Annotated in this window: 23 protein-coding genes; 12 read left to right on the top strand and 11 right to left on the bottom strand. The window is 71.9% G+C overall.

Annotated elements, in window-relative coordinates; all coding sequences use genetic code 11:
• The first annotated feature begins 13 nt into the window (after nucleotides 1-13).
• The 3 genes from ACTWPT_RS50525 to ACTWPT_RS50515 are packed head-to-tail and all read left to right on the top strand — an operon-like array spanning nucleotide 14 to nucleotide 3393.
• Nucleotides 14-1345, top strand: coding sequence for an MFS transporter (locus ACTWPT_RS50525; protein ID WP_443184717.1), 1332 nt, complete (start codon nucleotides 14-16; stop codon nucleotides 1343-1345).
• Nucleotides 1346-1348: 3 nt separating this feature from the next.
• Nucleotides 1349-2260 carry a dihydrodipicolinate synthase family protein gene (locus ACTWPT_RS50520; RefSeq protein WP_443184716.1) on the top strand — a complete coding sequence of 304 codons (912 nt, stop codon included), beginning with the start codon at nucleotides 1349-1351 and terminating at the stop codon, nucleotides 2258-2260.
• Nucleotides 2257-3393 carry a mandelate racemase/muconate lactonizing enzyme family protein gene (locus tag ACTWPT_RS50515; protein ID WP_443184715.1) on the top strand — a complete coding sequence of 379 codons (1137 nt, stop codon included), beginning with the start codon at nucleotides 2257-2259 and terminating at the stop codon, nucleotides 3391-3393. Before ACTWPT_RS50520 ends, ACTWPT_RS50515 begins: the two co-directional genes overlap by 4 nt.
• A gap of 102 nt (nucleotides 3394-3495) precedes the next feature.
• Here the strand turns inward: ACTWPT_RS50515 and ACTWPT_RS50510 are convergent, their stop codons facing one another.
• A complete protein-coding gene (locus ACTWPT_RS50510; protein ID WP_443184714.1) occupies nucleotides 3496-4182 on the bottom strand; it encodes an MFS transporter in 687 nt (228 codons plus the stop codon).
• A gap of 359 nt (nucleotides 4183-4541) precedes the next feature.
• Nucleotides 4542-6047 (bottom strand): IclR family transcriptional regulator domain-containing protein, encoded by a 1506-nt coding sequence (locus ACTWPT_RS50505; protein ID WP_443184713.1) that lies wholly within the window; start codon nucleotides 6045-6047, stop codon nucleotides 4542-4544.
• A 112-nt stretch (nucleotides 6048-6159) separates the two neighbouring features.
• Here ACTWPT_RS50505 and ACTWPT_RS50500 point away from each other — a divergent pair, with 112 nt between their 5' ends.
• From ACTWPT_RS50500 to ACTWPT_RS50465, 8 genes are all read left to right on the top strand, one after another.
• Entirely contained in the window at nucleotides 6160-6939 is a 780-nt protein-coding gene (locus ACTWPT_RS50500) for a CoA transferase subunit A (RefSeq protein WP_443184712.1), read from the top strand.
• Nucleotides 6936-7565: a CoA transferase subunit B gene (locus ACTWPT_RS50495; RefSeq protein ID WP_443184711.1), complete on the top strand. Its 630-nt coding sequence runs from the start codon at nucleotides 6936-6938 to the stop codon at nucleotides 7563-7565. Before ACTWPT_RS50500 ends, ACTWPT_RS50495 begins: the two co-directional genes overlap by 4 nt.
• A complete protein-coding gene (locus tag ACTWPT_RS50490; RefSeq protein ID WP_443184710.1) occupies nucleotides 7562-8707 on the top strand; it encodes a thiolase family protein in 1146 nt (381 codons plus the stop codon). The genes ACTWPT_RS50495 and ACTWPT_RS50490 overlap by 4 nt, the downstream gene beginning before the upstream one ends.
• A gap of 5 nt (nucleotides 8708-8712) precedes the next feature.
• Nucleotides 8713-9465: a protocatechuate 3,4-dioxygenase subunit beta gene (gene pcaH, locus ACTWPT_RS50485; protein ID WP_443184709.1), complete on the top strand. Its 753-nt coding sequence runs from the start codon at nucleotides 8713-8715 to the stop codon at nucleotides 9463-9465.
• Nucleotides 9462-9998 carry a protocatechuate 3,4-dioxygenase subunit alpha gene (pcaG, locus tag ACTWPT_RS50480; protein ID WP_443184708.1) on the top strand — a complete coding sequence of 179 codons (537 nt, stop codon included), beginning with the start codon at nucleotides 9462-9464 and terminating at the stop codon, nucleotides 9996-9998. The genes pcaH and pcaG overlap by 4 nt, the downstream gene beginning before the upstream one ends.
• Nucleotides 9985-11193: a lyase family protein gene (locus ACTWPT_RS50475; RefSeq protein ID WP_443184707.1), complete on the top strand. Its 1209-nt coding sequence runs from the start codon at nucleotides 9985-9987 to the stop codon at nucleotides 11191-11193. The genes pcaG and ACTWPT_RS50475 overlap by 14 nt, the downstream gene beginning before the upstream one ends.
• Nucleotides 11194-11195: 2 nt before the next feature.
• Nucleotides 11196-12293: a bifunctional 3-oxoadipate enol-lactonase/4-carboxymuconolactone decarboxylase PcaDC gene (pcaDC, locus tag ACTWPT_RS50470; RefSeq protein WP_443184726.1), complete on the top strand. Its 1098-nt coding sequence runs from the start codon at nucleotides 11196-11198 to the stop codon at nucleotides 12291-12293.
• Between the two features lie 127 nt (nucleotides 12294-12420).
• Nucleotides 12421-14547, top strand: a complete 2127-nt coding sequence (locus ACTWPT_RS50465) for a SpoIIE family protein phosphatase (RefSeq protein ID WP_443184706.1) — start codon at nucleotides 12421-12423, stop codon at nucleotides 14545-14547.
• Nucleotides 14548-14607: 60 nt separating this feature from the next.
• On the opposite strand, the gene ACTWPT_RS50460 is transcribed toward ACTWPT_RS50465, so the two are convergent.
• From ACTWPT_RS50460 to ACTWPT_RS50445, 4 genes are all read right to left on the bottom strand, one after another.
• On the bottom strand, nucleotides 14608-15789 hold the full coding sequence (locus ACTWPT_RS50460; protein ID WP_443184705.1) for an MFS transporter: 1182 nt from the start codon (nucleotides 15787-15789) through the stop codon (nucleotides 14608-14610).
• Between the two features lie 52 nt (nucleotides 15790-15841).
• On the bottom strand, nucleotides 15842-16393 hold the full coding sequence (locus ACTWPT_RS50455) for a Chromate resistance protein ChrB (protein WP_443184704.1): 552 nt from the start codon (nucleotides 16391-16393) through the stop codon (nucleotides 15842-15844).
• Nucleotides 16394-16427: 34 nt separating this feature from the next.
• On the bottom strand, nucleotides 16428-18206 hold the full coding sequence (gene kstD, locus ACTWPT_RS50450; protein ID WP_443184703.1) for a 3-oxosteroid 1-dehydrogenase: 1779 nt from the start codon (nucleotides 18204-18206) through the stop codon (nucleotides 16428-16430).
• 135 nt (nucleotides 18207-18341) lie between these two features.
• Nucleotides 18342-19964, bottom strand: coding sequence for an FAD-binding oxidoreductase (locus tag ACTWPT_RS50445; protein WP_443184702.1), 1623 nt, complete (start codon nucleotides 19962-19964; stop codon nucleotides 18342-18344).
• Nucleotides 19965-20209: 245 nt separating this feature from the next.
• Here ACTWPT_RS50445 and ACTWPT_RS50440 point away from each other — a divergent pair, with 245 nt between their 5' ends.
• Nucleotides 20210-20803, top strand: a complete 594-nt coding sequence (locus ACTWPT_RS50440) for an isocitrate lyase/phosphoenolpyruvate mutase family protein (protein ID WP_443184701.1) — start codon at nucleotides 20210-20212, stop codon at nucleotides 20801-20803.
• Here ACTWPT_RS50440 and ACTWPT_RS50435 read toward each other — a convergent pair.
• From ACTWPT_RS50435 to ACTWPT_RS50415, 5 genes are all read right to left on the bottom strand, one after another.
• A complete protein-coding gene (locus tag ACTWPT_RS50435; RefSeq protein WP_443184700.1) occupies nucleotides 20796-21167 on the bottom strand; it encodes a dihydrofolate reductase family protein in 372 nt (123 codons plus the stop codon). The two genes, ACTWPT_RS50440 and ACTWPT_RS50435, sit on opposite strands and share 8 nt — an antisense overlap.
• A 113-nt stretch (nucleotides 21168-21280) precedes the next feature.
• Nucleotides 21281-21709 carry a MarR family winged helix-turn-helix transcriptional regulator gene (locus tag ACTWPT_RS50430; protein WP_443184699.1) on the bottom strand — a complete coding sequence of 143 codons (429 nt, stop codon included), beginning with the start codon at nucleotides 21707-21709 and terminating at the stop codon, nucleotides 21281-21283.
• A gap of 34 nt (nucleotides 21710-21743) precedes the next feature.
• Complete coding sequence (locus tag ACTWPT_RS50425; RefSeq protein ID WP_443184698.1) at nucleotides 21744-22130, bottom strand: VOC family protein; 387 nt, start codon at nucleotides 22128-22130, stop codon at nucleotides 21744-21746.
• 48 nt (nucleotides 22131-22178) lie between these two features.
• Complete coding sequence (locus ACTWPT_RS50420) at nucleotides 22179-23384, bottom strand: carbohydrate-binding protein (RefSeq protein WP_443184697.1); 1206 nt, start codon at nucleotides 23382-23384, stop codon at nucleotides 22179-22181.
• A gap of 20 nt (nucleotides 23385-23404) precedes the next feature.
• Nucleotides 23405-25816: a PQQ-dependent sugar dehydrogenase gene (locus ACTWPT_RS50415; RefSeq protein ID WP_443184696.1), complete on the bottom strand. Its 2412-nt coding sequence runs from the start codon at nucleotides 25814-25816 to the stop codon at nucleotides 23405-23407.
• Nucleotides 25817-26006 lie beyond the last annotated feature (190 nt).

Here is a 26006-nt window from a genome sequence, read left to right as displayed (position 1 = left end):
GCATGGAGCTCGAATGCAGTCTAACTCCGCCCTGCCCGCCGAAGCCGCGCCCGCGACGGCGCGGCGTGCCCGCTCACGCCTGCGCTGGACGATCATCGCGATGTCGGCGGCCGGGCTCACGATCGCCTACCTCGACCGGTCCGCCCTCAGCGTCGCCAGCACGTACATGCAGGACGACCTGGGCTTCGACCAGACCATGAAAGGGGTCCTGCTCTCCTCGTTCTTCTGGACCTACGCCATCTTCCAGCTGCCCTCCGGCTGGCTCCTCGACCGTTTCGGCCCCCGCGTCGTCTACCCGATCGCCGTCGTGTGGTGGTCGTTGTGGACGGCCGCGACCGCGCTGGCGCGCGGCTTCGGCTCGCTGCTGGTGTGCCGGCTCGGCCTCGGCATGGGCGAGGCGCCCGTGCAGCCGGCCAACATCAAAGTGGTCTCCGCCTGGTTCCCGCGTAAGGAACGCGCCCTGGCCTCCAGCCTGTTCGACACCGGCCAGCAGATCGGCGTCGCCCTGTCCGTGCCGGTCGTCACGGCGTTGATCGCGGCCTTCGGCTGGCGGGTGGCGTTCGTCGTGATCGGCGCGATCGGGCTGGTGTGGGTGGTCGGCTGGCTGATGATCTACCGGTCGCCGCGGGAGCATCCGCGCATGTCCCAGGCCGAGCTCGACTACATCGAGGGGGGCGACGCCGCCGTGCCGGAGACCGGGCCGAAGATGCGGTGGCGTGAGCTGCTGCGGTACTCCACGGTGTGGGGGCTGGTGCTCGGCTACATCTGCCGCTCGGCCAACGGTGCGTTCTTCCTGACCTGGTATCCGAGCTATCTCGTCGAGGACCGCGGCTTCACGATCCTGGAGCTCGGCGTGTTCGGCTCGATCCCGGCGCTGCTCGGCGTGGGCGCCACGATCGCGGGCGGCGCGTTCTCCGACTGGCTGGTACGGCGGGGCGTGCCGATCTCCCGCGCCCGAAAGCTGCCCATCATCACCGGCATGCTGCTGGCCTCCACGATCGCGCTGACCACGTTCGTGGACGGCAACGTGGCCGTCATGGTCCTTCTGTCGGTCAGCAACTGCGCCCATTCCTTCGCCGGCGCCGCCATCCTCAGCCTGCCGGCCGAGGTGGCCCCCGCGCCGTCCGTGGTCGGCTCGGTAGCGGGCTTCCAGAACTTCGGCTCGCAGATCGGCAACATCATCAGCCCGATCCTCATCGGCTTCTTCCTGACGCTGACCGGCGGCTCCTACACCGGCCCCATGCTGTTCGCCGGGGCGATGGCGATCCTGGGCACGCTCATCTACGGATTCGTGGTGAAGATCCGGCCGCTGAACGAGACCGTCCCCGCAGAGAGCAGAGGCTGACCGATGCGTTCCCTGACCGAGCGGCTGCAGGACGTCGTGGCCGTGACAGTGACCCCGTTCGACGCGGACGGCGCCGTCGACCTCGACACGAACGCCAAGCTGGTCCGGAGGCTGATCGAGGCGGGCGTGAACGTGATCACCCCGAACGGCAACACCGGCGAGTTCTACGCCCTGACCCCCGCCGAACGGCGCCAGGTCCTCGAGTCCACGGTGGCCGCGGCCGGCGAGGACGCCGCCGTGCTGGCCGGAGTCGGGCTGGACGCCGGCTCGGCGATCGAGTCCGCCAGGCACGCCCGCGACCTCGGGGTGCGGATGGTGATGGTGCACCAGCCCGTGCACCCGTACCTGTCGGCGGATGGCTGGGTGGCCTACCACCGGCAGATCGCCGACGCCGTGCCCGACGTGGGCGTCGTCCCCTACCTCCGCTCGCCGCGGATCAGCGGGGCCGAGCTGCGACTGCTGGGCGAGGCGTGCCCGAACGTGATCGGCGTCAAGTACGCCGTGCCCGACCCGGTGCGGTTCGCCTCCGTCGCCCGGGTCGCCGGGCTCGACCGGTTCGCCTGGTTGTGCGGGCTCGCCGAGCCGTACACGCCCGCGTACTGGGCGGTCGGCGCTCGCGGGTTCACCTCCGGCCTGGTCACCGCGGCGCCGCGGCTGACGCTCCGGATGCGCGACGCGCTGCGTGCCGGCGACTACCCGGACGCCATGCAGGTGTGGGAGCTGATCAGGCGGTTCGAGGAGCTGCGGGCGGCGGACGCCTCGGCCGACAACGTCTCGGTCGTCAAGGAGGCCCTGGCGCAGCTCGGTCTGTGCCGCCGCGACGTGCGGCCGCCCAGCAGGGCGCTGCCCGGCGCGGTCCGTGAGGAGGTGGCCTCCATCCTGGCCGCCTGGGCGTCGTCTGAAGGAGCAGCATGAAGATCACCGCGTTGCGCACGTACATGCAGCGGGTAGACGAGCGGCCACGGCTGCTGGTGAAGATCGAGACCGATGAGGGGCTGTCCGGCTGGGGCGAGGCCTACAACCACGGGCCCGACCACGCGCTGATCCCGGTGCTCGAGTACATGTTCCAGCAGATCCAGGGCGTGGATCCGCGACGCGTCGAATACGTGGTGCGCCGTCTGCTCCAGGAGGCCCGCTTCCCTCCTGGCGCGATCGGGCTGGCCGCGATCGCCGCCATCGACCAGGCGTTGTGGGATATTTCGGGCAAGGCGGCCGGGCTGCCCGTGTACATGCTGCTGGGCGGGAACGTGCGCGACCGCGTCCCCGTCTACTGCGGCGTCTACACCGCGCCCGACCCGGCCGCGTGCCGCGACCTGACGCAGGAGCTGAACGAGCGGTACGGGTTCACGGCGTTCAAGCTCAGCCCGTACCGCCGGGATCTGTATGCGGGGCGCTGGGGCAACGTGTGCAAGGAGGCGGCCGACTACTTCGCGGAGATCCGGGCGATTCATCCGCCGGAGTGGGAGTTCGCCTTCGAGGCGCATGCGCGGATCTTCGAGCCGCGGCAGGCGGTCCAACTCGGGAACGCGCTGGCACCGTACGACCCGTTGTGGTTCGAGGAGCCGATCCGGCCCGAGTACATCCCCGCCTGGGGCCACCTGCGTTCCCAGCTTGACGTGCCGCTGGCCACCGGGGAGTCGCTGTTCCTGCCGCAGGACTTCCTGGCGCTGCTGACGGCCGGGGGCGCGGACATCGTGCAGCCGGACGTGTGCGTGGTGGGCGGGCTGGCGCAGATGCGCAGGATCGCCGCCATCGCCGAGGCCCACTTCGTGAGCGTGGCCCCGCACAACCCGATGGGGCCGCTGGCGACGGCGGTGAACGCGCACTTCGGCGCCACGCATCACGGGCTGAAGCTGGTCGAGTACAAGCCGTGCGAGACGACCTGGTGCCCGGACCCGTACCTGCCGGTCGACGGCTACCTGGAGCTGCGGCCCGACCGGCCCGGCTGGGGTGTGGAGATCGACGAGTCGGCGCTGGAGACGGACGACTACGTGCGGTGGGAGCGGGTCCTGCCCATCCGGCCCGACGGCTCCACCGGGTACGTCTAGGGCACCACTCGAAGCGCTCGGTGTGCAGGCGCTCGCGCGGGACGCCGTGCGAGCGCAGGTCCGCGGCCATCCGGGCGGTCAAGGACGCGGACGATATTTCGGTCAGGTCTCGGGAGGGGCGCTCCAAGGCCGTTGCTCGGCTGGTGGATAGGGCATGCCGGCCGAATTCGGTTGCCTGGGTCGGCGGGTCAGGAGCAGCACGAATCCGCTGACAGCAGCGGCGATCAGCCCCACGACCAAAGGAAGTACCGTGATGAGGTATCCCCACCTCCACGACAACGCGCTCGACAGCCCTTGATTGATGAGCGGGCCAAGAATCAGGGCGAGGACACCAAGACCTGCCAGTATCGCGACCACCGCGCCCCAGCCGCGGCCCGCCCGCCGCGCGAATGCCACCGTCGCCCCCACCACGCCACCGGCACCGAGCCCGCTCAGCACCCGGCCGGTCAGATAAATTCCGGCGTCGGGGGCGAGCGCGTTCAGCAGCACACCGACGATCATGAAGGCGATGGCCGCCGTACCCACTGTCGTCAGCAAACGTCCACCCAGGACAACACCGAGCGCCCCACCCGCTGCCGCGCTGACTAGGTACGCAACGAGAATCGTGAGCAGGGCGGTTTGGCTGGACAAAGCCAGATCTAACTGCAGAGCAAGCCGCGCTGCGGGCCCGAACGGCATCGTCAGCAGGTACAGACCGGTAAGCGCAGCGATTCCTGGGCCGATCAACGCCCATGCCGGTCGCTCCCCGCCCGACGGGGCGGCATTCCTCTGCGGTTGATGATCGTGCATGGGGATCAGTTTGCATCGGGCTTGACTGCCTCGTCCATCCCGCTGCAAGGAGGAATACCGAACGCGGAGTGGGACCCCTTCCTCGGCCACTTCGAAACGCAAGCTGTCCACCGGCACCTGCGCCCGCGCCTTCGGCACCCCTGCATCCACGAACATGCCCCGTTGACTGAACGAAGCGCGCTGATTGTGCAGCGGGCTGCCGGGCACCTACACCGCCCGCCTGCAGAACGGCTTCACCTACGCCGCGCTGTTCAACCGGGGTGAGGAGACGGGGCGCCCGACTTCGACGCGCTCAGCCCGCGCATCAACGAGCGGATCGGCGAGGTGACCACCTGGCCGACCACGGACCTGTTCCCGCGCTACTTCTGACCGCCGAGCCTGACGGTCTCGGGCAGGGCGCCGTTCCAGGCGGGGCCGTGGACGTAGGCCAGGTCGGCCTCCATGCGGGCGGCGACGTCCTGGAGCGCCGGCAGGACGTCGCGCACCAGGTCGGCGGGGGTGGCGCGGCTGGCGTGCGTGGCGACGTTCACGGCCGCCACCACTCGCCCGGCCCGGTCCCTGATGGGCACCGCGAGTGAGCGCACGCCCTCCTCCAGCTCCTGGTCGACCAGGGCGTACCCGTCCGCGGCGGCCTGCCGCACCACCGCCTTGAGCTCGGCGGTGGTGGTGATGGTGTGCCGGGACAGCGGTCTGGGGGTGATGGCGTCCAGCCGCTCCTCCGGCTGGCCGGCCAGGAGCACCCGCCCCATCGAGGTCGCGTACGCGGGGAAGCGGGTGCCGACGGTGATGTCGACGCTCATGATGCGCTGGGTCGGCACGCGGGCCAGGTAGACGATGTCGTCACCCGACAACACGGCCACCGAGGCCGACTCGTGGACGCGGGCCACCAGGTCGGACAGGTGCGGCTGCACGACGGCGCGGAAGGCGCGCCCGGACAGGTGGGCGTACCCGAGTTCGAGGACCTTGGGCAGCAGCACGAAGCGGGAGCCGTCGGCGGCCACGTAGCCGAGCCGTTCCAGCGTCTGGATCGCGCGGCGCGCGGTCGCCCGGGGCTGCCCGGTGGCCCTGGCCGCGTCGGCCAGGGTCGAGCCGCCCGGCGCCGTGCCGAGTGACACCAGCACGGCCAGGCCGCGGGCCAGCGACTGCAGGTAGCCGGCGCCCAGCTCCTTCTTGGCGGCCCGCGAGACGTCCTCGGCTTCGACGTCCCTGCGCGGCTCGCGGGCCGGCCGGGCCAGCGCCGCCTCCATCTCGGCGACCGTCTTGAGCAGCCGCGGCAGGGCGTGCTCGCGCAGCCCGGCGGCGGTGTGCCTGCTGGTGTGGCTGACCACGCTGACCGCGCAGACCGGCGTGCCGTCCCGGTCCCGTACGGGCACCGCGACCGCCACCAGGCCCGGCTCGACGAGCTGGTCGTCCTCGGCCCACGACCCCGGCGGACCGAGCAGCGCGAGCCCGGCCGCGCACCGGTCGGCGGGCAGCAGGTCCCCGACCCGGAAGGCCACGGACATGGTGCGCCGCCGGGTGAACTGGCCGATGAAGCGCACCGCGTCGCCGTCCGGCACGGCCAGCGACACCGACTCGTCCAGGTCCTCGGCCAGCCGCTCGGCGAGCGGGGACAACACGTCACGCAGGCCGCCGCAGGCCAGGTACGCCTCCCCCAGCTCCATCAGCCGCGGCGCGAGCCGCACCTCCCGCTCTTCGAGGCGTACGTAGCCGAGGTGGGCGAAGGTGGCAAGCACGCGGTCCACCGTGGACCTGGCCAGGCCGGTCGCGCGGACCAGGTCCGTGGGACCCAGGCGGCGGCGCGGGTCGCAGGCCAGCACGCGCAGCACGGCCAGGCCGCGTTCCAGGGTTCCGGCCGGTTCCATCGCCCACCCCTCGAGATCCTTTGACAGGAGCGCCTCTCATTACAGATACTCGACCGCACAATAGTGGACAAAAGTTCACTATGCGAACACTCCCTCCGGTGAATGGAGCGTCGTGCGGAGAGACAAAGTGGTCGCGACCGCCGAGGAGGCGCTGGCCGGCGTGCGTGACGGCGCGTCGTTCGCGGTCGGCGGCTTCGGGCTGAGCGGCATCCCCAACGTGTTGATCCAGGCCCTCTACAACACCGGGGTGACCGGCGTCGCCGTGGTGTCGAACAACTGCGGCGTCGACGGCGGCGGCCTCGGCGTGCTGCTGGCGGCCGGGCGCATCGCCCGGGTGACGGCGTCGTACATCGGCGAGAACAAGGAGTTCGCCCGCCAGTACCTCGGGGGCGAGCTGGAGGTGGAGCTGACCCCGCAGGGCAGCCTCGCCGAACGGCTGCGCGCGGGCGGCAGCGGCATCCCCGCGTTCTACACCCCGGCCGGGGTCGGCACCCCGGTGGCCGACGGCGGCCTGCCGCTGCGCCACAACGCGGACGGCTCGATCGCGGTCGCCTCGCCTCCCAAGGAGGTGCGCGAGTTCGACGGCCGTCCGTACGTGCTCGAGCACGGCATCACGACGGACTTCGCGCTGGTGCGGGCGGCGAAGGGCGACCGGTACGGCAACCTGGTCTTCAGCAAGGCCTCCAGGAACTTCAACCCGCTCGCCGCCATGGCGGGGCGGGTCACGATCGCCGAGGTCGAAGAGCTGACCGAGCTGGACCCGGACGAGGTGCACCTGCCCGGCGTCTTCGTCCAGCGGGTGCTCGAGCTCACCCCCGAGCAGGCCGCCGACAAGGGCATCGAGCGGCGCACAATTTCCGCATCTTCGACACGAGGGACCGTGCGCTCATGAGCTGGACGCGTGACGAGATGGTGGCCCGCGCGGCGGCCGAGCTGCGTGACGGCGACTACGTGAACCTGGGCATCGGCCTGCCCACCCGCATCCCGTCGTTCCTGCCCGCCGACGTGGACGTGATCCTGCACTCGGAGAACGGCATCCTCGGCGTCGGCCCCTACCCGGCCGAGGACGAGGTCGACCCCGACCTGATCAACGCGGGCAAGGAGACGGTGACCGTACGGGACGGGGCTGCGTTCTTCGACTCGTCGCTGTCGTTCGGCATGATCCGCGGCGGGCACATCGACGTGGCGGTGCTGGGCGCGATGCAGGTCTCGGCCGGCGGCGACCTGGCCAACTGGATGGTTCCGGGGAAGCTGGTCAAGGGTATGGGCGGGGCGATGGACCTGGTCCACGGCGCGCGCAAGGTCATCGTGATCATGGACCACACCGCCAAGGACGGCGCACCGAAGATCGTCAAGGAGTGCTCGCTGCCGCTCACCGGCAAGGCGTGCGTACATCGGATCATCACCGACCTCGGCGTGCTCGACGTCACCGAGGACGGGCTGCGGCTGGTGGAGACGGCGCCGGGCGTGAGCGTGGAAGAGCTGCGGGACCGTACGGAAGCCGAGGTGCTGACATGAACACCGTCTACATCGTGGACGCCGTCCGCACGCCCTTCGGCCGGCACGGCGGGGCGTTGTCCGGCATCCGCCCGGACGACCTGGCCGCGCACGTCGTCGCGGCGATCGCCGAGCGCAACGACGTGGCGGCCCCGGATGAGGTGATCTTCGGCAACGCCAACGGCGCGGGCGAGGAGAACCGCAACGTCGCCCGCATGGCCGCGTTGCTGGCCGGCCTGCCGGTCACCACCCCGGGCGCGACCGTGAACCGGCTGTGCGGCTCCGGCATGGAGGCCGTGATCCAGGCGTACCGGATGATCGCGCTCGGCGACGCGTCCACCGTGATCGCCGGTGGCGTGGAGTCCATGACCCGCGCCCCCTGGGTGCTGCCCAAGCCGGACCGGGCCTTCCCGGCGGGCGGGCAGGAGCTGGTGTCCACCACGCTCGGCTGGCGGCTGGTCAACCCGAAGATGCCGGCCGAACACACGGTGCCGCTCGGCGAGGGCGCCGAGCTGATCGCCGACAAGCACGGCATCACACGGGCGGAGCAGGACGCGTACGCGCTGGCCAGCCACCAGAAGGCGGCCAAGGCGTCCTTCGACCGCGAGATCGTCCCGATCGGGGACGTGACCAGGGACGAGGGCATCCGCGAGGACACCTCACTGGAGAAGCTCGCCCGCCTCAAGCCGGTCTTCCGCAAGGACGGCACGGTCACCGCGGGCAACTCCTCCCCGCTCAACGACGGCGCGGCGGCGTTGCTGCTCACCGACGAAGCGGGGCTGCGCGGCCGCGAGCCGCTGGCGCGGATCACCGCGGGCGCCGCCAGCGCGCTCGAACCACGCTACTTCGGCCTGGGGCCGGTCGAAGCCGCGCAGAAGGCCCTGGCCAAGGCGGGCAAGACGCTCGGCGACCTGGACACGGTCGAGCTCAACGAGGCCTTCGCCGCCCAGGTGCTCGGCTGCCTGGCCGAGCTGCCCGATCTCGACCCCGCCATCGTCAACCCGAGCGGCGGGGCGATCGCGCTCGGCCACCCCCTCGGCGCCTCCGGCGCCCGCGTCACCGGCACAGTGGCGCACCGCCTGGCGGCGGCCGGCTCCGGCACCGGCCTGGCTTGTCTCTGCATCGGCGTCGGCCAGGGCCTGGCCGTCGTGCTCGAAAGGTAGGCGCAATGACCCCACCCCTCACCCAAGCGGACATAGACCGCGAGATCGCCGAGCTGCACAAGGCCGGCGACGGCCAGGCGGCGAACCACCCGCCGCGGGACTTCGCCCCCTACCGCAGCAGCGTGCTGCGCCACCCCAAGCAGCCGCTGATCGCGGTGAAGGACCCGGAGGCGGCCGAGCTGGCCGGGCCCGTCTTCGGCGTCACCGACGTCACCGCGCTCGACGCGGACCTGACCAAGCAGCACCTCGGCGAGCCGCTCGGCGAGCGGATCACCGTGCAGGGCCGGGTGCTCGACCGCACCGGGCGGCCGGTACGCGGCCAGCTGGTGGAGGTCTGGCAGGCCAACGCCTCCGGCCGGTACCTGCACCAGCGTGACGACCATCCCGCCCCGCTGGACCCCAACTTCACCGGGGTCGGCCGGTGCCTGACCGACGACGAAGGTCGCTACGCGTTCACCACGATCAAGCCGGGCGCGTACCCGTGGCGTAACCACGTCAACGCCTGGCGGCCCGCGCACATCCACTTCTCGGTGTTCGGCACGGCCTTCACACAGCGGCTGGTCACGCAGATGTACTTCCCCAACGATCCCCTGTTCGCCTACGACCCGGTGTTGCAGTCGGTGACGGACGAGCGCGCCAGGCAGCGGCTCGTGTCCGCCTACGATCACGACCTGTCCGTGCCCGAGTGGTCCCTGGGCTACCGGTGGGACATCGTGCTGGACGGCCCGGCGGCGACCTGGATGGAGGAGGGCCGATGAACCCGACGCCTTCGCAGACCGTGGGCCCGTTCTACGGCTACGCGCTGCCGTTCCCCGGCGGCGGCGACGTGGCCCCGCTGAACGACGGGGGCGGGATCACCGTCCACGGGTACGTGTACGACGGCGCGAGCGATCCGGTGCCGGACGCGCTGCTGGAATTCTGGCAGGCCGGCCCGTCCGGCGACCTGAGCGGCGCGCCGGGGACACTGCGGCGCGACCCGGTGACCGGGGCCGTCATCGGACGGCACGGGCTGGACTTCACCGGGTTCGGCCGGGTGCCGACCGACGCCGACGGCAGGTACGCGCTGCACACCCTCCCGCCCGGCAACGGCTACATCAGCGTGTGCGTGTTCGCCCGCGGCCTGCTCCACCACCTGTACACGCGCATCTACTTCGGCCAGGACGCCTTCCTCGACGAGCTGCCGCCGCACCGGCGGGAGACGCTGGTCGCGGTGCCGGAGCGCGAGGGCGTCTACCGGTTCGACATCCACCTGCAGGGCGAGAAGGAGACGGTCTTCCTTGACTTCGGGTGACGTGCCCGGCGCGGACCTCGGGCTGCTGTCGCCGATGCGGGGCGCGGCCGAGGAGACCGGTGACGTCGCCTTCCTGCAGGCCATGCTGGATGCCGAGGCGGCGCTGGCGCGGGCGCAGGCGGCGCTCGGGCTGGTGCCGCGGGAGGCGGCCGAGGCCGTGGCGGCCGCCGCGCGGGTCTCGGCGTTCGACCTGCCCGGGCTGGTCGAACGGGCTCGCTCCGGTGGCAATCCGGTCATTCCGCTGGTGGCGGACCTCCGCAAGGCCGCGGAGCCGTACGGCGCGTCCGTCCATCGGGGCGCGACCAGCCAGGACATCGTCGACACGGCGATCATGCTGGTCGCGTACCGCACGCTGGGCGCGGTCCTGGCGGACCTCGACCGGGTCGTGGCCGTGCTCGCCCGGCTGGCGGCCGAGCACCGCGACACCCCGATGGCCGCGCGGACGCTCACCCAGCAGGCGGTCCCGACGACGTTCGGGCTCAAGGTGGCGGGATGGCGCCTGCTGGCCGCCGACGCCCGCGCCCGCCTGCGCGCTGCCCGCGCCCTGCTGCCGGCTCAGCTCGGCGGCGCGGCCGGCACCCTGGCGGCCTTCCACCCCGGCCCAGGAACGGCCGGGCCTTCAGGCCCGCCGCAGGACGACAACGCGGCCGGCGGCGGTGGCGCGGCGGGCGGCGATGTCGGGATATTGCTCGTAGCTCGGTTCGCAGCTGAGACAGGGCTGGCCGAGCCGCGGCTGCCGTGGCACGTGTTGCGGACGCCCGTCGCCGATCTCGCCGGGTCGCTGGCGTTCACGGCCGGGGCGCTGGGCAAGATGGCGGCCGATGTGCTCGTCCTGTCGCGTACCGAGATCGGCGAGTTGTCCGAGGGCGTCGGCGGTGGATCGTCGTCCATGCCGCACAAGCACAACCCGGTCAGATCCACGATGATCGCCGCCGCGGCCCGCCAGCTGCCCTCGCTGGCCGCCGTCCTGTACGGCTCGCTCACCGCCGAGGACGAGCGCCCGTCCGGTGCCTGGCACGCGGAATGGCAGCCGCTGCGCGAGGCGCTGCGTCTGGTGGCGGGAGCCGCCCGTGACGCCGCCGAACTGGTCGCGGACCTGCGCGTACACCCGGACCGCATGCGCGCCAACCTGACCCTGTCCGGCTCGGCGGGCTCGGCACGGGCCCTCGTCGACCGGGCACTCGAGGAGGAATGACGATGTTGCAGCACCGGCTGGACGGCCCGGAGAACGGGGAGCCGCTGATCCTGGGCCCGTCGCTGGGCACGTCCGTGCGGGTGTGGGAGCCGCAGGTGGCCGCGCTCGCGCGGACGTTCCGGGTGCTCAGATTCGACCTGCCGGGCCATGGCGGTTCCCCGGCGACCGCCCTGAGCTCGATCGACGACCTGGCGCGCATGGTGCTGGAGGTCGCCGACGCGCGCGGCTTCGACGGCTTCCACTACGCGGGCATCTCCATCGGCGGCGCGATCGGCGCCACCCTGGCGCTCGGCCACCCCGACCGGGTCCGGTCGCTGGCGATGATCTGCTCCTCCGCCAGGTTCGGCGAGCCGCAGGCGTGGCGGGACCGGGCGCGGCTGGTCCGTGCCGAGGGCATGGGGCCGCTGCCGGAGGCCACGGCCAAGCGCTGGTTCGCCGGACTTGCCGACCAGGCCCTGCTCGACGACCTGGCAGCCACCGACCCCGAGGGGTACGCGGCCTGCTGCGACGCCCTGTCGGCCTACGACCTACGCGACTCGCTGACCGCGATCAAGGCCCCCACCCTGATCGTGGCCGGACGGGACGACCCGGCGACGCCGCCCGCCCACGCCAGGCAACTGGCCGACGGCATTCCCGGCGCCACGCTCGTCGAGATCGCCGGCGCCGCGCACCTGGCCAACGTCGACCAGCCCGGACGCGTCACGGCCGCGCTCCTCGCCCACCTGCCCGCCGTGCCCGGCATGCGGGTACGCCGGGAGGTGCTCGGTGACGCGCACGTGGACCGGGCGATCGCCCGCACCACCCCGTTCACCAGGGACTTCCAGGACTTCATCACCCGCTACGCCTGGGGCGAGATCTGGACCAGGCCGGGCCTGGACCGGCGTACCCGCAGCTGCGTGACGCTCACCGCGCTCGTCGCGCACGGCCACCTGGAGGAGCTGGCCATGCACGTACGCGCGGCGCTCCGCAACGGGCTGACCCCGGACGAGATCGGCGAGGTGCTCCTGCAGACAGCCGTCTACTGCGGCGTGCCCGCGGCCAACGCCGCCTTCGCCGTCGCCCAACGGGTCCTGGCCGAGGCCGACGCCGGAGGAGCGTAGCAGCGGTGGCCAGAGCATGAACACAACGTAAGCAATTCGCTCCATACCTGCGTGTATCCTGCCCATATGGGGGGTTTGGAGCTGCTTTTCCGTTCACGGTTCGTGAGCGCGAGGAAGGGCTGAGGCGGTGCGGGAGGAGGCCGCCTCATATTCCGGCTCGTCGCATTTGGACGAGCTGTTGATCGACGCCGTCGCCGGCACGGGAGCCCACATCGGCGCCGTCTATCTTCTGGCGGAGGACGGCCAGGTGCTGCTGATGGACGCGCAGGTGGGCATGCCCGCGCGGGCCGCTCGCACGTGGGCCAGGATCAGGACGAACGACCTGATGCCGGTCGCCGCGGCGGTGCGCGACCGGCACATGATCTGGCTGTCCGACCGCGAGCACATGGCCCGCGCGTTCCCCGCGGCGGCGCTCGCGCTGCCCTACCATTACGCGGCGGCGATCTCCCCGATCCGCACCGGGGACACCGTCTGGGGCGGGCTCGTCCTGCTGTTGCCGTCCGGCCCCGCGACCATGCTCAGCCGGCGCCTGCGTTCCATCATCGACGCGACCTGCGCCCGGATCGGGGAGGTGCTCCGGGAGGCGGCCGACGAAGGCCGTCCGATCACCCCTGGGCCTAGACCTCGGGTTCTGGATCCCCGTCTCATGCACGCGGCGGAACCGAACGGGCAACTGGTGGCCATGGAGTGCCTCAACCGGCTCCCCGAGGGATATTGCTCGCTGGACGTGGAGGGCCGCGTGACCTTCCTCACCACGTCGGCCGCGGACCTGCTCGGAATCTGCTCGTCCGAGCTGCTCGGCGAACGCCTGTGGAAGGCGCTGCCCTGGAGCCCGATCTTCGAGGACTGCCACCGTGCCGCGGTCTTCAGCCGGCAGGTCACCTCGTTCGCCGCCCGCAACCAGGCCGGACGGCCGCTGTCCTTCCGGCTCTTCCCCGGCCTGACCGGCATCACGGTACGCATCACGCCCGACAAGGCGGACCACGGCCTCGCCCGCCACGTGCCGGAGACCGGGGCGGACCGGCCCACCCAGGTGATCGCGCTGCACGAGATGCTGCACCTGGCGACCACCCTCGCCCGGGCGGTGACCGCCCAGGAGGTGGTCGACCTCGTCGCCGACCACGTCATGCCCGTCTACAACGTGCAGGCCCTGGCCATCCTCACCTCAGGAGCCGGCAGGCTGCGCGTGGCCGCCTCCCGGGGGTACAGCCGGCAGGCCGTCGAGGAGTTCGACGGCCGTCAGATGATTCCGCCGGCCCTCGAGCGGCACCCGTTCGAAGCCGGCCAGCCGGCCTTCTTCTCCTCCTGGGACGAGCTACGTGGGACCTACCCGGACGCCATCCGCTCCGATGACATGTCCGCCTGGGCGTTCCTGCCGCTGATCACGTCCGGACGCCCCATTGGCACCTGCGTCCTGGCCTACGACCGCCCCCACCGCTTCAGCACCGACGAGCGCGCCACGCTGACCGCGCTCGCCGGGCTGATCGCGCAGGCGTTCGAGCGGGCCCGGCTCTACGACGTCAAGCACCAGCTCGCCCAGTGCCTGCAGTCGAGCCTGCTGCCGCGCACCCTGCCCGAGGTGCCCGGCCTGGAGCTGGCCGCCCGGTACGTGCCCGCCAATCCCGGCATGGACATCGGCGGTGACTTCTACGACCTGATCCGGCTGAGCGACACCATGGCGGCCGCGGTCATCGGCGACGTCCAGGGCCACGACGTCACCGCCGCCGCGCTCATGGGGCAGGTGCGCACCGCCATCCGCGCCCACGCCACCGCCGGCGCCAACCCCGGCGAGGTGCTCGCGCACACCAACCGGCTGCTCATCGAGCTGGCCCCGGACCGGTTCACCAGCTGCCTGTACGTCAGCCTCGACCTGGAGCGGCACACCGCCTGCCTGGCCAGCGCGGGTCACCTGCCGCCGCTGCTCGGCCGGCCGGGCATGGCCGCGCAGATCATCGACACGTCGCCGGGACTGCTGCTCGGCATCGACCCGGAGGCCGAGTACGCCACCACGGAGCTCGACCTGCCGCCCGGCTCCGTGCTGACCCTCTACACCGACGGTCTCATCGAGCAGCCGGGCCTCGACCTGGGCAAATCGATCGCGGACCTGGCCGAGCGCTTCACCCCGATCCCCGGCCTGTCCCTGCACGACCTGGCGGACTCCCTCATCGAGGAGGCCCTCGTGGACCAGCGTGCGGACGACATCGCGGTGCTGCTCCTGCGTGACACCACCCACGAGGTCAGCGCGCGGGCGTGACGCGGAGCACCGCCGTGCGCGACGACAGCGACATGATGCGGCGGGAGCCGACCCGGAGCCTCATTCGCGGGTGCGGAGGCCTCCGGCGAGCACGGCGACCGGGGCGATGACCAGCAGGAGGGCGAGCGCGGCGTAGCCGTGGGCGAGGGTGGCGACCGTGGCGACGGCGGCGACCAGGAGCGGGCCGCCCGCGTCGCCCAGCTCGCGGCCGAGCTCGGCCGTTCCCATGGTCTGGCCGAGGCGCTCCTGCGGGGTGGAGGCCGCCAGGGCGGCGAAGCCCAGCGGGGTGATCAGTCCGGTGCCCGCCCCGATGAGCACGGCCGACGCCAGCACTCCCGCCAGCCCAGGCACCATCGCCATGGCCAGGCCGGCGGCGGTGATCGCGAGACCGGCGGCGAGGCCCGCACGGGTGGTGATCCGGCCGGCGTCCAGGGCCCGTCCGGCGGCCGGTTGCACAGCGGCGGCGCAGGCGGCCAGCACGGACACCGCGGCCCCGGTGGCGACGGGGCCCAGGCCGGCGGCCGCACCGGAGACCGGCAGGAAGCCGACGCCGACCGACAGCGCGGCGGTGGCGGCGGCCAGCGCGGCCGTGGGCTGCCAGAACGTCCGCTCGGCCAGGCGGCGCGCGAGGTCCAGCACGGTCTGGCGGGTCCTGGGCAGTGGCGGCACCCGGGGCACGGCGAGCGCGGCCCACACCGCGACGGCCGCCGCGAGCACCGCCATCACCGCGAACAGCAGCCGTAGCCCGCCCGCCCACACCAGCACGCCGCCGAGCAGCGGGCCCAGCGTGTAGCCGATGCTCTTGTAGAAGCCGTAGCCGCCGAACGCGCGGCCGTGCGTGCCGGCCGGGTTGAGCCTGGCGACCAGGGCGGAGGCCGACGGGGAGAACGCGGAGGCGGCGGCGCCCTGGCCGAGCCGGGCCGCCCACAGCCCGCCTGGGTTGTCGGCGAGCGCGTACACGGCCGAGGCGCAGGCGAAGGCGACCAGCCCGCCCACCAGCACCGGGCGGGCGCCGATCCGGTCGGCCAGGGTGCCGAACACCGGCTTGAGCAGCACCTCGGCGCCGTCGTACAGCGCCAGCAGGCCGCCCAGGACCAGCAGCGACGTCACCGCGTCCGGCGAGGAACCGCCGAGGCTGGCCGCGACGCCGTGCGCGCCGAACGCGGTGGTGAAGCCGGCCGCGTACAGCGGCCACATCCGCCCGCGCGGCGTGACCGGCGCCTGCGCGTCAGGCGCCGTCATCCGCGCCCGCCCGACGACGGCGTCCGCCGGTGGCGGCCAGGTGTTCGTGCACTCATTCCGGCGCTCCCGGCGTCTGGTGGAGGGCGGCGAAGACGCGTTCGGCGTAGTCCTCGCAGGCCGCCGTGCACGCCTTCAGCCGCTGGGCGGCCTGTTGGGCCTCCGGGGTGCCGAACACGTCGCGTGCGGTCAGGGCGCGGTGCCAGCGCCGCAGCCGCTCCAGCGACTGCTCCTCCTCTTCCAGCTCCGCCAGCGTGAACTTGGCCTGCCGGATCTCCTTGGCCAGCTCCTCCTCGTATTTGCCGCAGTCGGCGAGGAACTCGGCCCAGTCGTCCCGGCGGGCGGCCGCGAACATGGCCTGCAGGCGCTCGGAGTCGGCCGGCGTGCGACCGGCCGCCTCCAGCACCACCGCCTCTCCCCCGGCCGTGCCGGCGAGCTCCACGGCACGTGCCAGCCCGTCGGCGAAGACCGGCACGTCGGGCACCGTCCAGGCGCCCAGCCCCAGGGACACGGCTCCGAGCCTGCGCAGCTCCCGCCACAACGCGACCCGGTGCCGCGACGGACCGGCGGGCAGCCGGACGAGGAGCACCACCCACTGCGTTGTCACACTAGCGAATGTAGCAGCCGTTACATCGAGCTTGCTAGACCGTGTCGGCGATGTGGTTGGCGGCGACGTAGCCGAAGGTCATGGCGGGTCCGAGGGTCGAGCCCGAGCCGGCGTAGCTGTGGCCCATGACGGCGGCGCTGGCGTTGCCGGCGGCGTACAGGCCGGCGATGACCGAGCCGTCCGCCCGCAGCACGCGCGCCCGCGCGTCCGTGACCATCCCGCCCTTCGTCCCGAGATCGCCCGGTACGATCTTGAACGCGTAGAACGGCGGCAGCCACAGGGGCGCCAGGCAGGGGTTCGGCTTGACACCCGGGTCGGCGTAGTAACGGTCGTAGGCGCTGTCGCCGCGGTGGAAGTCGAGGTCCTTCCCGGTCGTCGCGAATCCGTTGAAGCGCGTGACCGTGCCGCGCAACGCCGCCGCCGGCACGCCGATCTGCTGCGCCAGCTGCTCGATCGTCCAGGCCTTGTACACGGCGCCGCTGTCGTACCAGGAGGCGGGCAGCGGCAGGAGCGGGGCGACGTCCTTGAACAGGTAACGGTTGCGGTACTGCTGGTCGACGATCAGCCAGGACGGGATGTGCTGGTCGGCGGGGGTGTTGCGGTCGTACATGACGTGCACGACGTCGCTGTAGGGCGCGCCCTCGTTGACGAAGCGCACGCCGTCGCCGTTGACGATGATGCTGCCGGGCAGCGTGCGCTCGGCCAGGCAGAAGTACGGCTGGCCAGGCAGCGGGATGGCGGGCCCCCACCAGGCGTCGTCCATCAGCCCGAGCGCCGCCCCGGCACGCTCGCCGGCCTCGATGCCGTCGCCGGTGTTCTCCTTGGCGCCGACGGTCCAGCTCGTCCCGATGGGCTGGCGCTGGAACTCGGCCCGCATGGCAGCACTGTGCTCGAACCCGCCCGAGCCGACGATGACGCCGCGGGTAGCCCTGACCAGGGTCTCGGTACCGTTCCTCGACACCACCACGCCGGTCGCGCGCCCGCCCTCGAGGTGGAGGCCGGTGAGCGGGGTGTTGAGCCACACCGGCACCCCGGCCGCCAGCAGCCCGGCACGCAGTCCGGCGGCCAGGGCCTGGCCCATGGTCAGCGGTTTCTCGCCGCGCAGCGCGGCCTCGGTGCCCCGCAGCAGGCATTCGGCGGCGACCGCCGTGCCCTTCGCGTTGACGGCGGCCAGCGTCAGCCACTTGTAGTCGGCGCTGAAGACGACCATGCCGGCCGGGCTGGGGATGTATGGGGCGTTCAGCCGGTCCAGTTCGGCGCCCAGGATGCGGCCGTTGAGCTGGGCGGGCTCGATGGAGCGCCCGTTCGGCATGCCGCCGGGGAACTCCGGATAGTAGTCGGAGTAGCCCTCCATGAACCTGAACCGCAGCGGGCTGTTGCGCATCACGAGCGAGATCATGGCCGGACCTGCCGCGAGGAACGCCTGCTGCCGTTCGACCGGCACGTCGTCGCCGACCACCCGGGCGAGGTAGGCGGCGGCCTTGGCGGGGGTGTCCGGCACCCCGGCGGCCAGGATGACCTCGTTGTTCGGGATCCAGATCCCGGCGCCGGACCGGGCGGCCGACCCGCCGAAGGTCGGCGCCTTCTCCACCACGACCGTGCGCAGGCCGCGCTTGGCCGCGGTCAGCGCCGCGGTCATGCCCGCGGCGCCGGCCCCCACCACGACGACGTCGTACTCGATCTCGGCCCGGGCCGGGGCGGCGCCCAGCGCCGCGCCCGTCACCAGCGCGCCGCCGGCGACGGCGGCCCCACGCAGCAGCGTGCGCCGGCTGGGGCCCCCGGGGGCAGGGTTGGTGTGCGTCGCATCGGCCATGGCGAGTCGATCCCTTCGCTTGTGGGGCGTTCACATGGCGTACGAAAGAAGGCCATGGGGCGCTGGGGCCCCGGCCGTGATCGCCATCTGAAGGATCACACCGCATCGTGATCGAAGCAAGCGCTTGGGCAATACTCAGTGAGCCGGACGGACGGAAAGGGCGTGGCGGAAGACGTTCCGCGGGTCCCAGCGGGCCTTCACGCGCTGCAGGCGGGCGTAGTTGTCCCCGTAGTAGATCGTGGACCAGGGCACGCCGGAGGTGTTCCACGCGGGGTCGGCGTGGTCGATGTCCGGGTAGTTGATGTAGGCGCCGCCGCAGTCGCCCCCGGGCACGGGCACGCCGCCCGTCGCCGCGAACGTCCGCTGGTGCAGCCGGCGCACCCATTCCAGGTGGGCCTCGCCGTCCTGACTCTCGTCCCACGTGACCAGGTGGAGCGCCTTCAGGATGGACTGGCGTTCCACGGTGGCGGTCGCGGCCGACGTCACCGTGTTGACCTGCCCGCCGTACGACAGGAGCCACAACACGCCGTTCGAGGAGACGTCGCCGGCCTGGTGGAGGGCGTCGAAAGCCACGTCGGCCTGCTCGTCGGTGAACGGCTTGCGCAGGTAGGCGGACTTGCCCTTGTAGCGGCCCGACTCCGCCTCGGCGCCGAGCGACAGCGTACGCACCGCCTGGAACCACGGCTCGCGCGTGATCGGCGACACGTACACCTCGGGGGTGACGCCGTCGGCCACGGCGGCGAAGTGGTCCCGCAGCACCCGCTCCGCGTCCGGCACGGAAGCGTCGATCTGGGCGGGCAGGATCATGCCGCCGGGGTCGTCGCCCGCCTGGCGGCCGGGGATGAGCAGGGAGCCCCAGAGCGAGGCCTGCGGGCTCCCCGGGGTGCTGTTGCGCTGGTGCCATTCGGCGTAGTTACGCAGCAGCATGCGGAACGGTTCCCTGGTCATGCCCGCCCACGACCAGGCGGCCAGGCCGGACAACACCTCGGCGGGCGGCTTGGGCAGGAGCTTGGCCGGGTCACCGCCCCGGGCGGCCGGGTCGCGCATCCAGTAGCGGGTGACGATGCCGAAGTTGCCGCCGCCCCCGCCTGTGTGCGCCCACCACAGGTCGTGGTTCGGGTCGGCCGGGTTCCTGGTCGCCACCACGGCGCGGGCCCGGCCTGTGCGGTCGACCACCACGACCTCCACGGCGTGCAGGTAGTCGACCGTGAGGCCGTGGCGGCGCGACAGCGGGCCGTACCCGCCGCCCGCGATGTGCCCCCCGGCGGCCACGCCCCCGCATTGGCCGCCGGGGATGGTGACGCCCCACCCCAGGTAGAGCGTGCGATACGCCTGCATGAGCGTGGCGCCGGCCTCGATGGCGAACGCGGTGCGCTCGTGGTCGAAATACACCTCGGACATCTCGCACATGTCGATCACGACCTGGGCGCCGTCACCGACGAAGTCCTCGTAGCAATGGCCGCCGCTGCGGACGGTGACGCGGCGGCCGGCGCGGACCGCCTCGTTGACGGCCGCGACGACCTGCTCCGTGGAGCCGACCACGTGGAAGTAGTCGGGTTGGGGGCGGAAACGCTGGTTCGTCCTGCGTACCGCCAGGTCGTCGTAGCGGGGGTCGGCGGGGCGCACGACGACGGGGCCTAAAGGCGGCCCACCGGTCGACTCCGCCGGCGTCCCTGATCCCGTGAGCTCCGCCGTCATCGCCGCGCCGCCGAGCGCGACCGTGCCGCCGAGAAATCCACGGCGTGTGACCTTGCCCATGATCCACTCCCCCTGCCGTTCGTCCGCCAATCTGCGTCTTCGACGCTAGGAGCGCGGACGCGGCCGGAGAATGCATCCAGATGTACGCGAGGGTGGAGGTAACTCCACCACTACGCCCTGCCGGCCGGTCCTGTCGCGGCCACATCAGGAAACGACGACGGTCATGTCCGAATCCAGCCAGACAGCCCGGGATCCTGGCCACGATGCTCTGGTCTCGGAAGCGCACCGGCGAAAGGGAGATCATCATGAGTGACCAGGCGGCCCTGTTCCGCGACTTGCACCGCAGTGGAGCGGTGCTGGTGTTGCCCAACGCCTGGGACGCCGCCTCCGCGGCCGTGATCGAGGCCGGGGCGGTCGGCGTCAACCTGGAGGACTCTGGCGGGGCGCCCCTGCTTTCGCCGAAGGATCAGGCACGGCGCATCGTCGAGGCACGGGCGGCGGCCGATGCCGCCGGCGTCGACGTGTTCATCAACGCCCGCACCGACGTCTACCTGGTCGGCATCCCAGGGGACCAGCCGGCCGAGGTGGAGGAGCGGGCGCGGGTCTACGCCGATGCCGGCGCGGACGGGCTCTTCGTGCCGGGTCTGCTCGATCTGGACGTCATCGCCCGACTGGCCGGCGGGCCGCTGCCGCTGAACGTGATGGCCGGGCCCGGCGCGCCGGCCGTGGCCGAGCTGGCGGCGGCCGGGGTCGCGCGGGTCAGCGTCGGCTCCGCGATCGCCCAGTCCGCGTACGCGTGCGCCGCGCGAGCGGCCGCCGAGCTGCTGGGCGCCGGCACGTACGACACGCTCGCGGACGGTCTCGACTACGGCGGGCTCAACGCCGCGCTGTCTACTTGAGCCCGTAGGTGTGGACCACGATGCCCGAGTTGAACCGCGTCGTGCCGAGAAGGTTCAGGTGAGTGAGGTCCAGGCCGTCCAGCAGCCGCTCGCCGCCGCCCGCGATGGTGGGGAACACCCAGAAGTGGAACTCGTCGACCAGCTTGTTGTCGATCAGTGTGCGGTCGAGCCGGCCGGTCCCGAACTTCAGGATGTTCTCCCCCGGCTGCCGCTTCAGCTCGGCCACCGCCGTGGCGACGTCGCCTTCGATCAGGGTGCCGTTCCAGGCGCTCGCCTCCTTCAGCGAGTACGGCCGGCCCCAGACGTGCGGGTCGCTGATGACGCCGTCGAGGGTGACGAACGTCGACTCGATGAGCTTCCTCATGGCAGATCTCCTTCACCTTGCGGTCGTGCTTCCTGGGCACAACTGGCCGGTGCTGCTTACGGATTCCTGCTCATGCGCTTAAGGTCGCGCCGCCGGCCGGCCGGGAGCATGACTCAGAGCGCGAAGGCGGCCAGCACCGCCTGTCCGATCTGCCGCTGCACGGGATCGGAGTCCGGGCCGAACATGCGCTCGTCCACCTCGGCCACCGCCTGCTTGGCCCGCTCCAGCAGGCGGGCCCCCTCGGGCGTGACCTCGATCGCCGAGGCGGAGCCCGCGCGGGCGGTGTGATCGTGCACCAGTCCCGCGCCGACCAGCGCCTTCACCGCGGTGTGCACGCTCTGCACCGTGGTGCCCGACATCCGGGCCAGGTCGCTGAACGACACCCCGGGCACCACGGCGATGTGGCCGAGCAGCCCGAGCCTGCTGACGGTGAGCTCCAGCGGCGCGAGAGCGGCGTTGAGCTCGGTCTCGATGCGGCGGGCCAGCGTCAGCAGGATGATCGAGGGGCTCGTCACAGGCGGGGCGGGACGGTCGTTACTCACCTCCTTAGTCTCCCCCACCGAACCATGCGGCCCGTCAGCGCGGATCGCGGCGCAGGGGGTGGTCGGGCGGCACCTGGACCAGGACGATGCGGTGGCCGTCGGGGTCCGCGATCCACGACTCGACGAGCCCCCACGGCTCCAGGCGGGCCTCCCGCAGCACGGTGACGCCCGCCTGGCGCAGGCGTTCCTCCTCGCCTGCCACATCGCGTACCTGCAGCCAGAGCGACACACCCGGGCTGGCCCCGTCCTCACAGTGCCCCGACAGCTCCAGGAATCCCTGGCCCAGGAAGAACACCGTCCCCGGCTGGTCGGCCGGGCCGAACTCGCGATAGACGGCCAGGCCGAGTGTCTCGGCGTAGAAGCGGCGGCTGCGCACGAGATCGTTCGGACGCAGCAGCACGCGGCTGCTCAGCACTTCCATGCCGCACCTGTTCCCCGGCAGACCACCGAAGACGCACGGCCCGGCTCGTCATTGCACCACCTCGAGGTAGTCCAGGTTCGGCTTGCCGCCGGCGGTGTTGGCAGTGATCCGCACCGTGTTGGCGCCCGAGCGCAGGGTGACGGGCACGGTGGCGGTCGCCCACGTGGCCCAGGCGCCGGTGCCGTTGAAGGGCTGGTCGGCGGCGACCGTGGCGCCGTTGACGGTGATCGTCGCGGGGCGGCCGATGGTGGTGCCGTTGGCGTACCGGATCCTGAGGGTGGCCGCTCCGGCGGCGCCGTTGACGGTCCACTCGACGTACGAGCCCGCCGCGTTGTCGCCGTTGACGAAGCCCGTACCGGAGTATCCCGCGTGGTTGGACTCGACCACGCCCTGCGAGATCGTGGCGTTCTCCGCCTCGTACCGCGTGACGCCCCCGCCGCCGCCCGGGACGGCCTTGTACGACCTGAGTCTCGTCAGCAGCAGGTGGCAGTCCTGCAGCGAGCCCGACGTGTCGCCCAGCGACCGATAGATCCCCCACTTAGGGCGCACCCGGTCACCGAGGAACGTGTCCACGCCCGTCGTCGTCGCGTCCACCACCGTGGTGCCGCCGTTCCTGACGACCCACCGGACCGCGCCGGCCGAGCCGTCGCCGATCTTGATCTCGTAGTCGATGTCGATCCACTTGTTGTGCAGCGGCTCCAGGTCGGTCCGCCCGACCAGGATGTTCGGCTCGAAGATCTTGTGCTCGATGGTCTGCCTGCCGTCCACCCGGCGCAGCGAGGTGACCGTGATCGGCGACGTTCCCGAACCGGGCATCTTGGTCTGGAAGATGTGGGTGAAGGTCGTGGTGGCCTTGAGCGTGCTCGGGATGTACATCGAGTAGGTGACCCGCCATAACTCGCCCGTCCGCCAGGACAGGTAACTGCTGCTGGAGGTACGGTTGCCGGTCACCTCGTGCCGCTGCCGGTCCGTGCTGGTGTCACGGTCGACCATGTGCATGGTGAAGCGGTAGTTGTCGCCGTCGGGGCGGATGTGGGGCGCGCCCGCCGGGTGGGAGTCGGCGCGGTCGTCCTCGATGGTCTCCCACGCCCCCATGCCGTTGGCCGACGCCGACGGCGACCACATCAGCTGCCACGTCATCCCGGACGGGAGCAGGGTGGGCGCCGCGAACGCGGGACGCGCCGGCAGGAGCGGCACGGCGGCGACCGCGCCGAGGAGGAGTCCGAAGCGGCGCCGGGACAAGGGTTGTGTCATGTGGTCACTTCCTGGGGTGATTACTGGATGGTGGAGCGGCGGATCGTGTCGGCGGAGCCGTCGCCGTTGTTGTCGGAGTTGGTGGAGCCGAACCAGATGGCGGCGGCGCCGGGCACCTTCTCGACCGCGCGGAGCCTGCCGTAGGTGCCGTTGAAGTAGGAGTTGACCGTCGTGACGTTCTCGCCGTTGAGCACGATGCGCCACAGCCGCTGGCCGCGCAGCGCCGCCATGAAGACGGTGTTGCCGACGATGGCGATGCCGCTCGGGGAGGCCTCGGCGACGCCCCAGGTGTACTTGGGGTTGGTCATGCCGGACACGCTGCAGGTGCCCTCGCAGGTGGGCCAGCCGTAGTTGCGGCCCGGCAGGATGAGGTTGAGCTCGTCGCGTGAGGAGTTGCCCAGCTCCGACGACCACAGCCGGCCGGCCGAGTCCCAGGCCAGGCCCTGCGGGTTGCGATGGCCGTAGCTGTAGACGCGGGTGCCGAACGGGTTGCCCGGCGCGGCGGCGCCGGTCCTGGTGATGCGCAGGATCTTGCCGTTGAGCGAGTCCAGGTCCGGGGCGTTGCTCGACTGCTGGGCATCGCCGGTGGCGACGTAGAGATAGCCGTCGGGGCCGAACCTGATCCGTCCGCCGTTGTGGTAGCGGTTCTTGTCGATGCCCTGCAGGACACTGGCGTAGCCGCTGAGCGTGGTGCCGTTGAAGCTCATCTTGGCGATGCGGTTGCCCTCGGAGGCGGTGTGCATGAAGAACACGTCCTGGTCGGTGGTGCCGTTCCAGGTGGGCGAGAAGTCCAGGCCCATCAGGCCGCCCTCGCCGTTGGTCGTCTGCGTGTTGGGGACGGTCCCGACCTGCGTCTTCGTGCCGGAGGTGGTCACCTTGAAGACCCGGAACGTGTCCCGCTCAGTCACCAGCGCGTACGTCCCGTCCGGCGCCCAGGAGATGTCCCACGGGACGTCCCAGCCGCCGGCGACATTGGTCGGCGGCTGCGGCACCGTGCCGCAGGTGCTGGTGGTGAACGACGCGGACGGCGCGCTCGGCATGGACAGCTGGTTGGCGCTGTCGCGCGCCACGACGTGCACCTGGTAGGTGCGGGCGCATTCCAGCGGCACCGTGGCCGTGGTCGCGGGCGGGGTCCCGGTGACGGTGGCCAGCACGGCGTTGGTGGCGTGGTCGCGGACCAGGTAGGCGCGCACGCCGTTGTCGTCGGTGGAGGCTGCCCAGGTCACGGTCGCGGAGGTGGCCTGCACGCCGCTGACCGTCGGCTGCCCGGGTGGCGAGGGCGGGTCGTCGGCGGGGGCGGGCAGCGTGCGGCAGTTCGCCTCGGGGCTGCTCAGCGACACGTTGCCGGAGGCGTCCCGGGCGAACACCGACAGCTGGTAGCCGAAGTCGGGGGTGAGCCCGGTCAGCCGGTGCGGTGGCGCGGTCGCGGTCGCGATCTGCTGGCCCTGGTGGTAGATGTCGTACGCCACCACGCCGATGTTGTCGGTGGCCGGCGGCCAGTCCAGCGTCAGGGCGTTGTGCGCGATGGCCGAGCAGACCGGCTGCCCTGGCGAGGTGGGCTTCTCGGTGTCGCCGGCGCCGGTGACGCGCAGCCGGTCGAGGTTCGGCCCGCCGCCTTCGGTGGTGGCCGTGGCCCGGACCGTGTTGGCGCCCGCGGTCAGCGGCGCGTCCAGGGTGACCTCCTGCCAAGTGGCCCAGGCACCGGTGCTCGGGAAGGACCGGGCGGTGGCCACGGCGGTGCCGTTGACGGTGATGGTCATGGGCCGGTCGGCGGTGGTGCCGTTGGCGTAGCGGAAGGTCAGGGTCTGGGTGCCGGCCGCGGCGGCGCTGACGGAGAACTCGACGTACGAGCCGGTCACGTTGGCGTAGTTGACGAAGCCCGAGCCGGTGAACCCGGCGTGGTTCGACTCGACGACGCCTTGGGAGATCGTCGCCGTCTCCGCCTGGTAGTCGGTGAACGCGCCGGCCGGGACGTCGGCGTCGAGGTAGTCGAAGTTGGGGTTGCCTCCCGCGGTCGTGGCGGTGGCCCTGACCTTGTTCGCGCCCGCGACGACCGGCGCGGTCAGCGTGACCGTGGCCCAGGTGGCCCAGCTCGCGGTGGCGGGGAAGGACCGGCTCGCCGCCACGGTCGTGCCGTTGACCGAGATGTCGCTGGGGCGGTCCGCGCCGGTGCCGTTGGCGTAGCGGAAGGCCAGCGTGGCGGTGCCGGCGCCGGGCGCGGTGATCGTCCATTCGATGGAGGAGCCGGCGACGTTGGTGCCGTTGACGAAGCCGGTGCCGGAATAGCCGGCGTGGTTCGACTCCACGGCTCCTTGGGAGATCGTCGCGTTCTCGGCCTCGTACCTTGTCGGCGCCGCGGCGGCGGGGAGGGCGGCCATTCCCATGATGAGTAAGCAGGCGATGGCGCAGGCCCGGGACTTGCTGAAGTTCATCGGGCGCTCCTGGCTGAGAGTGATGCCTTGGGTAAGAGATTGGAGCTTTAGAACGTGTTCCCACAAACAGCCACAGGCGTCAACACCTGGAACGCACCATTCTTTAGGAAAGTTTCCTAACCCGGATCCGATGGGCGCACGTGAGCCGCCCGCGTTACCCGCAGGGTGGCGCGGGCGGCGTCATTGGCCT

Source organism: Nonomuraea sp. 3N208 (assembly GCF_052245935.1).
Taxonomy (GTDB): Bacteria; Actinomycetota; Actinomycetes; order Streptosporangiales; family Streptosporangiaceae; genus Nonomuraea.
This window is presented reverse-complemented; position numbering and strand designations above follow the sequence as displayed.

Coding starts and splice junctions, on each gene's coding strand:
- ACTWPT_RS50415 (WP_443184696.1), bottom strand. CDS start 25,816: ATGAACTTCAGCAAGTCCCGGGCCTGCGCCATCGCCTGCTTACTCATC.
- ACTWPT_RS50435 (WP_443184700.1), bottom strand. CDS start 21,167: ATGAGGAAGCTCATCGAGTCGACGTTCGTCACCCTCGACGGCGTCATC.
- pcaG (WP_443184708.1), top strand. CDS start 9,462: ATGAACCCGACGCCTTCGCAGACCGTGGGCCCGTTCTACGGCTACGCG.
- ACTWPT_RS50510 (WP_443184714.1), bottom strand. CDS start 4,182: ATGCACGATCATCAACCGCAGAGGAATGCCGCCCCGTCGGGCGGGGAG.
- ACTWPT_RS50460 (WP_443184705.1), bottom strand. CDS start 15,789: ATGACGGCGCCTGACGCGCAGGCGCCGGTCACGCCGCGCGGGCGGATG.
- ACTWPT_RS50440 (WP_443184701.1), top strand. CDS start 20,210: ATGAGTGACCAGGCGGCCCTGTTCCGCGACTTGCACCGCAGTGGAGCG.
- ACTWPT_RS50490 (WP_443184710.1), top strand. CDS start 7,562: ATGAACACCGTCTACATCGTGGACGCCGTCCGCACGCCCTTCGGCCGG.
- ACTWPT_RS50420 (WP_443184697.1), bottom strand. CDS start 23,384: ATGACACAACCCTTGTCCCGGCGCCGCTTCGGACTCCTCCTCGGCGCG.
- ACTWPT_RS50515 (WP_443184715.1), top strand. CDS start 2,257: ATGAAGATCACCGCGTTGCGCACGTACATGCAGCGGGTAGACGAGCGG.
- ACTWPT_RS50520 (WP_443184716.1), top strand. CDS start 1,349: ATGCGTTCCCTGACCGAGCGGCTGCAGGACGTCGTGGCCGTGACAGTG.
- pcaH (WP_443184709.1), top strand. CDS start 8,713: ATGACCCCACCCCTCACCCAAGCGGACATAGACCGCGAGATCGCCGAG.
- ACTWPT_RS50505 (WP_443184713.1), bottom strand. CDS start 6,047: ATGGAACCGGCCGGAACCCTGGAACGCGGCCTGGCCGTGCTGCGCGTG.
- ACTWPT_RS50495 (WP_443184711.1), top strand. CDS start 6,936: ATGAGCTGGACGCGTGACGAGATGGTGGCCCGCGCGGCGGCCGAGCTG.
- kstD (WP_443184703.1), bottom strand. CDS start 18,206: ATGGCCGATGCGACGCACACCAACCCTGCCCCCGGGGGCCCCAGCCGG.
- pcaDC (WP_443184726.1), top strand. CDS start 11,196: ATGTTGCAGCACCGGCTGGACGGCCCGGAGAACGGGGAGCCGCTGATC.
- ACTWPT_RS50525 (WP_443184717.1), top strand. CDS start 14: ATGCAGTCTAACTCCGCCCTGCCCGCCGAAGCCGCGCCCGCGACGGCG.
- ACTWPT_RS50445 (WP_443184702.1), bottom strand. CDS start 19,964: ATGGGCAAGGTCACACGCCGTGGATTTCTCGGCGGCACGGTCGCGCTC.
- ACTWPT_RS50425 (WP_443184698.1), bottom strand. CDS start 22,130: ATGGAAGTGCTGAGCAGCCGCGTGCTGCTGCGTCCGAACGATCTCGTG.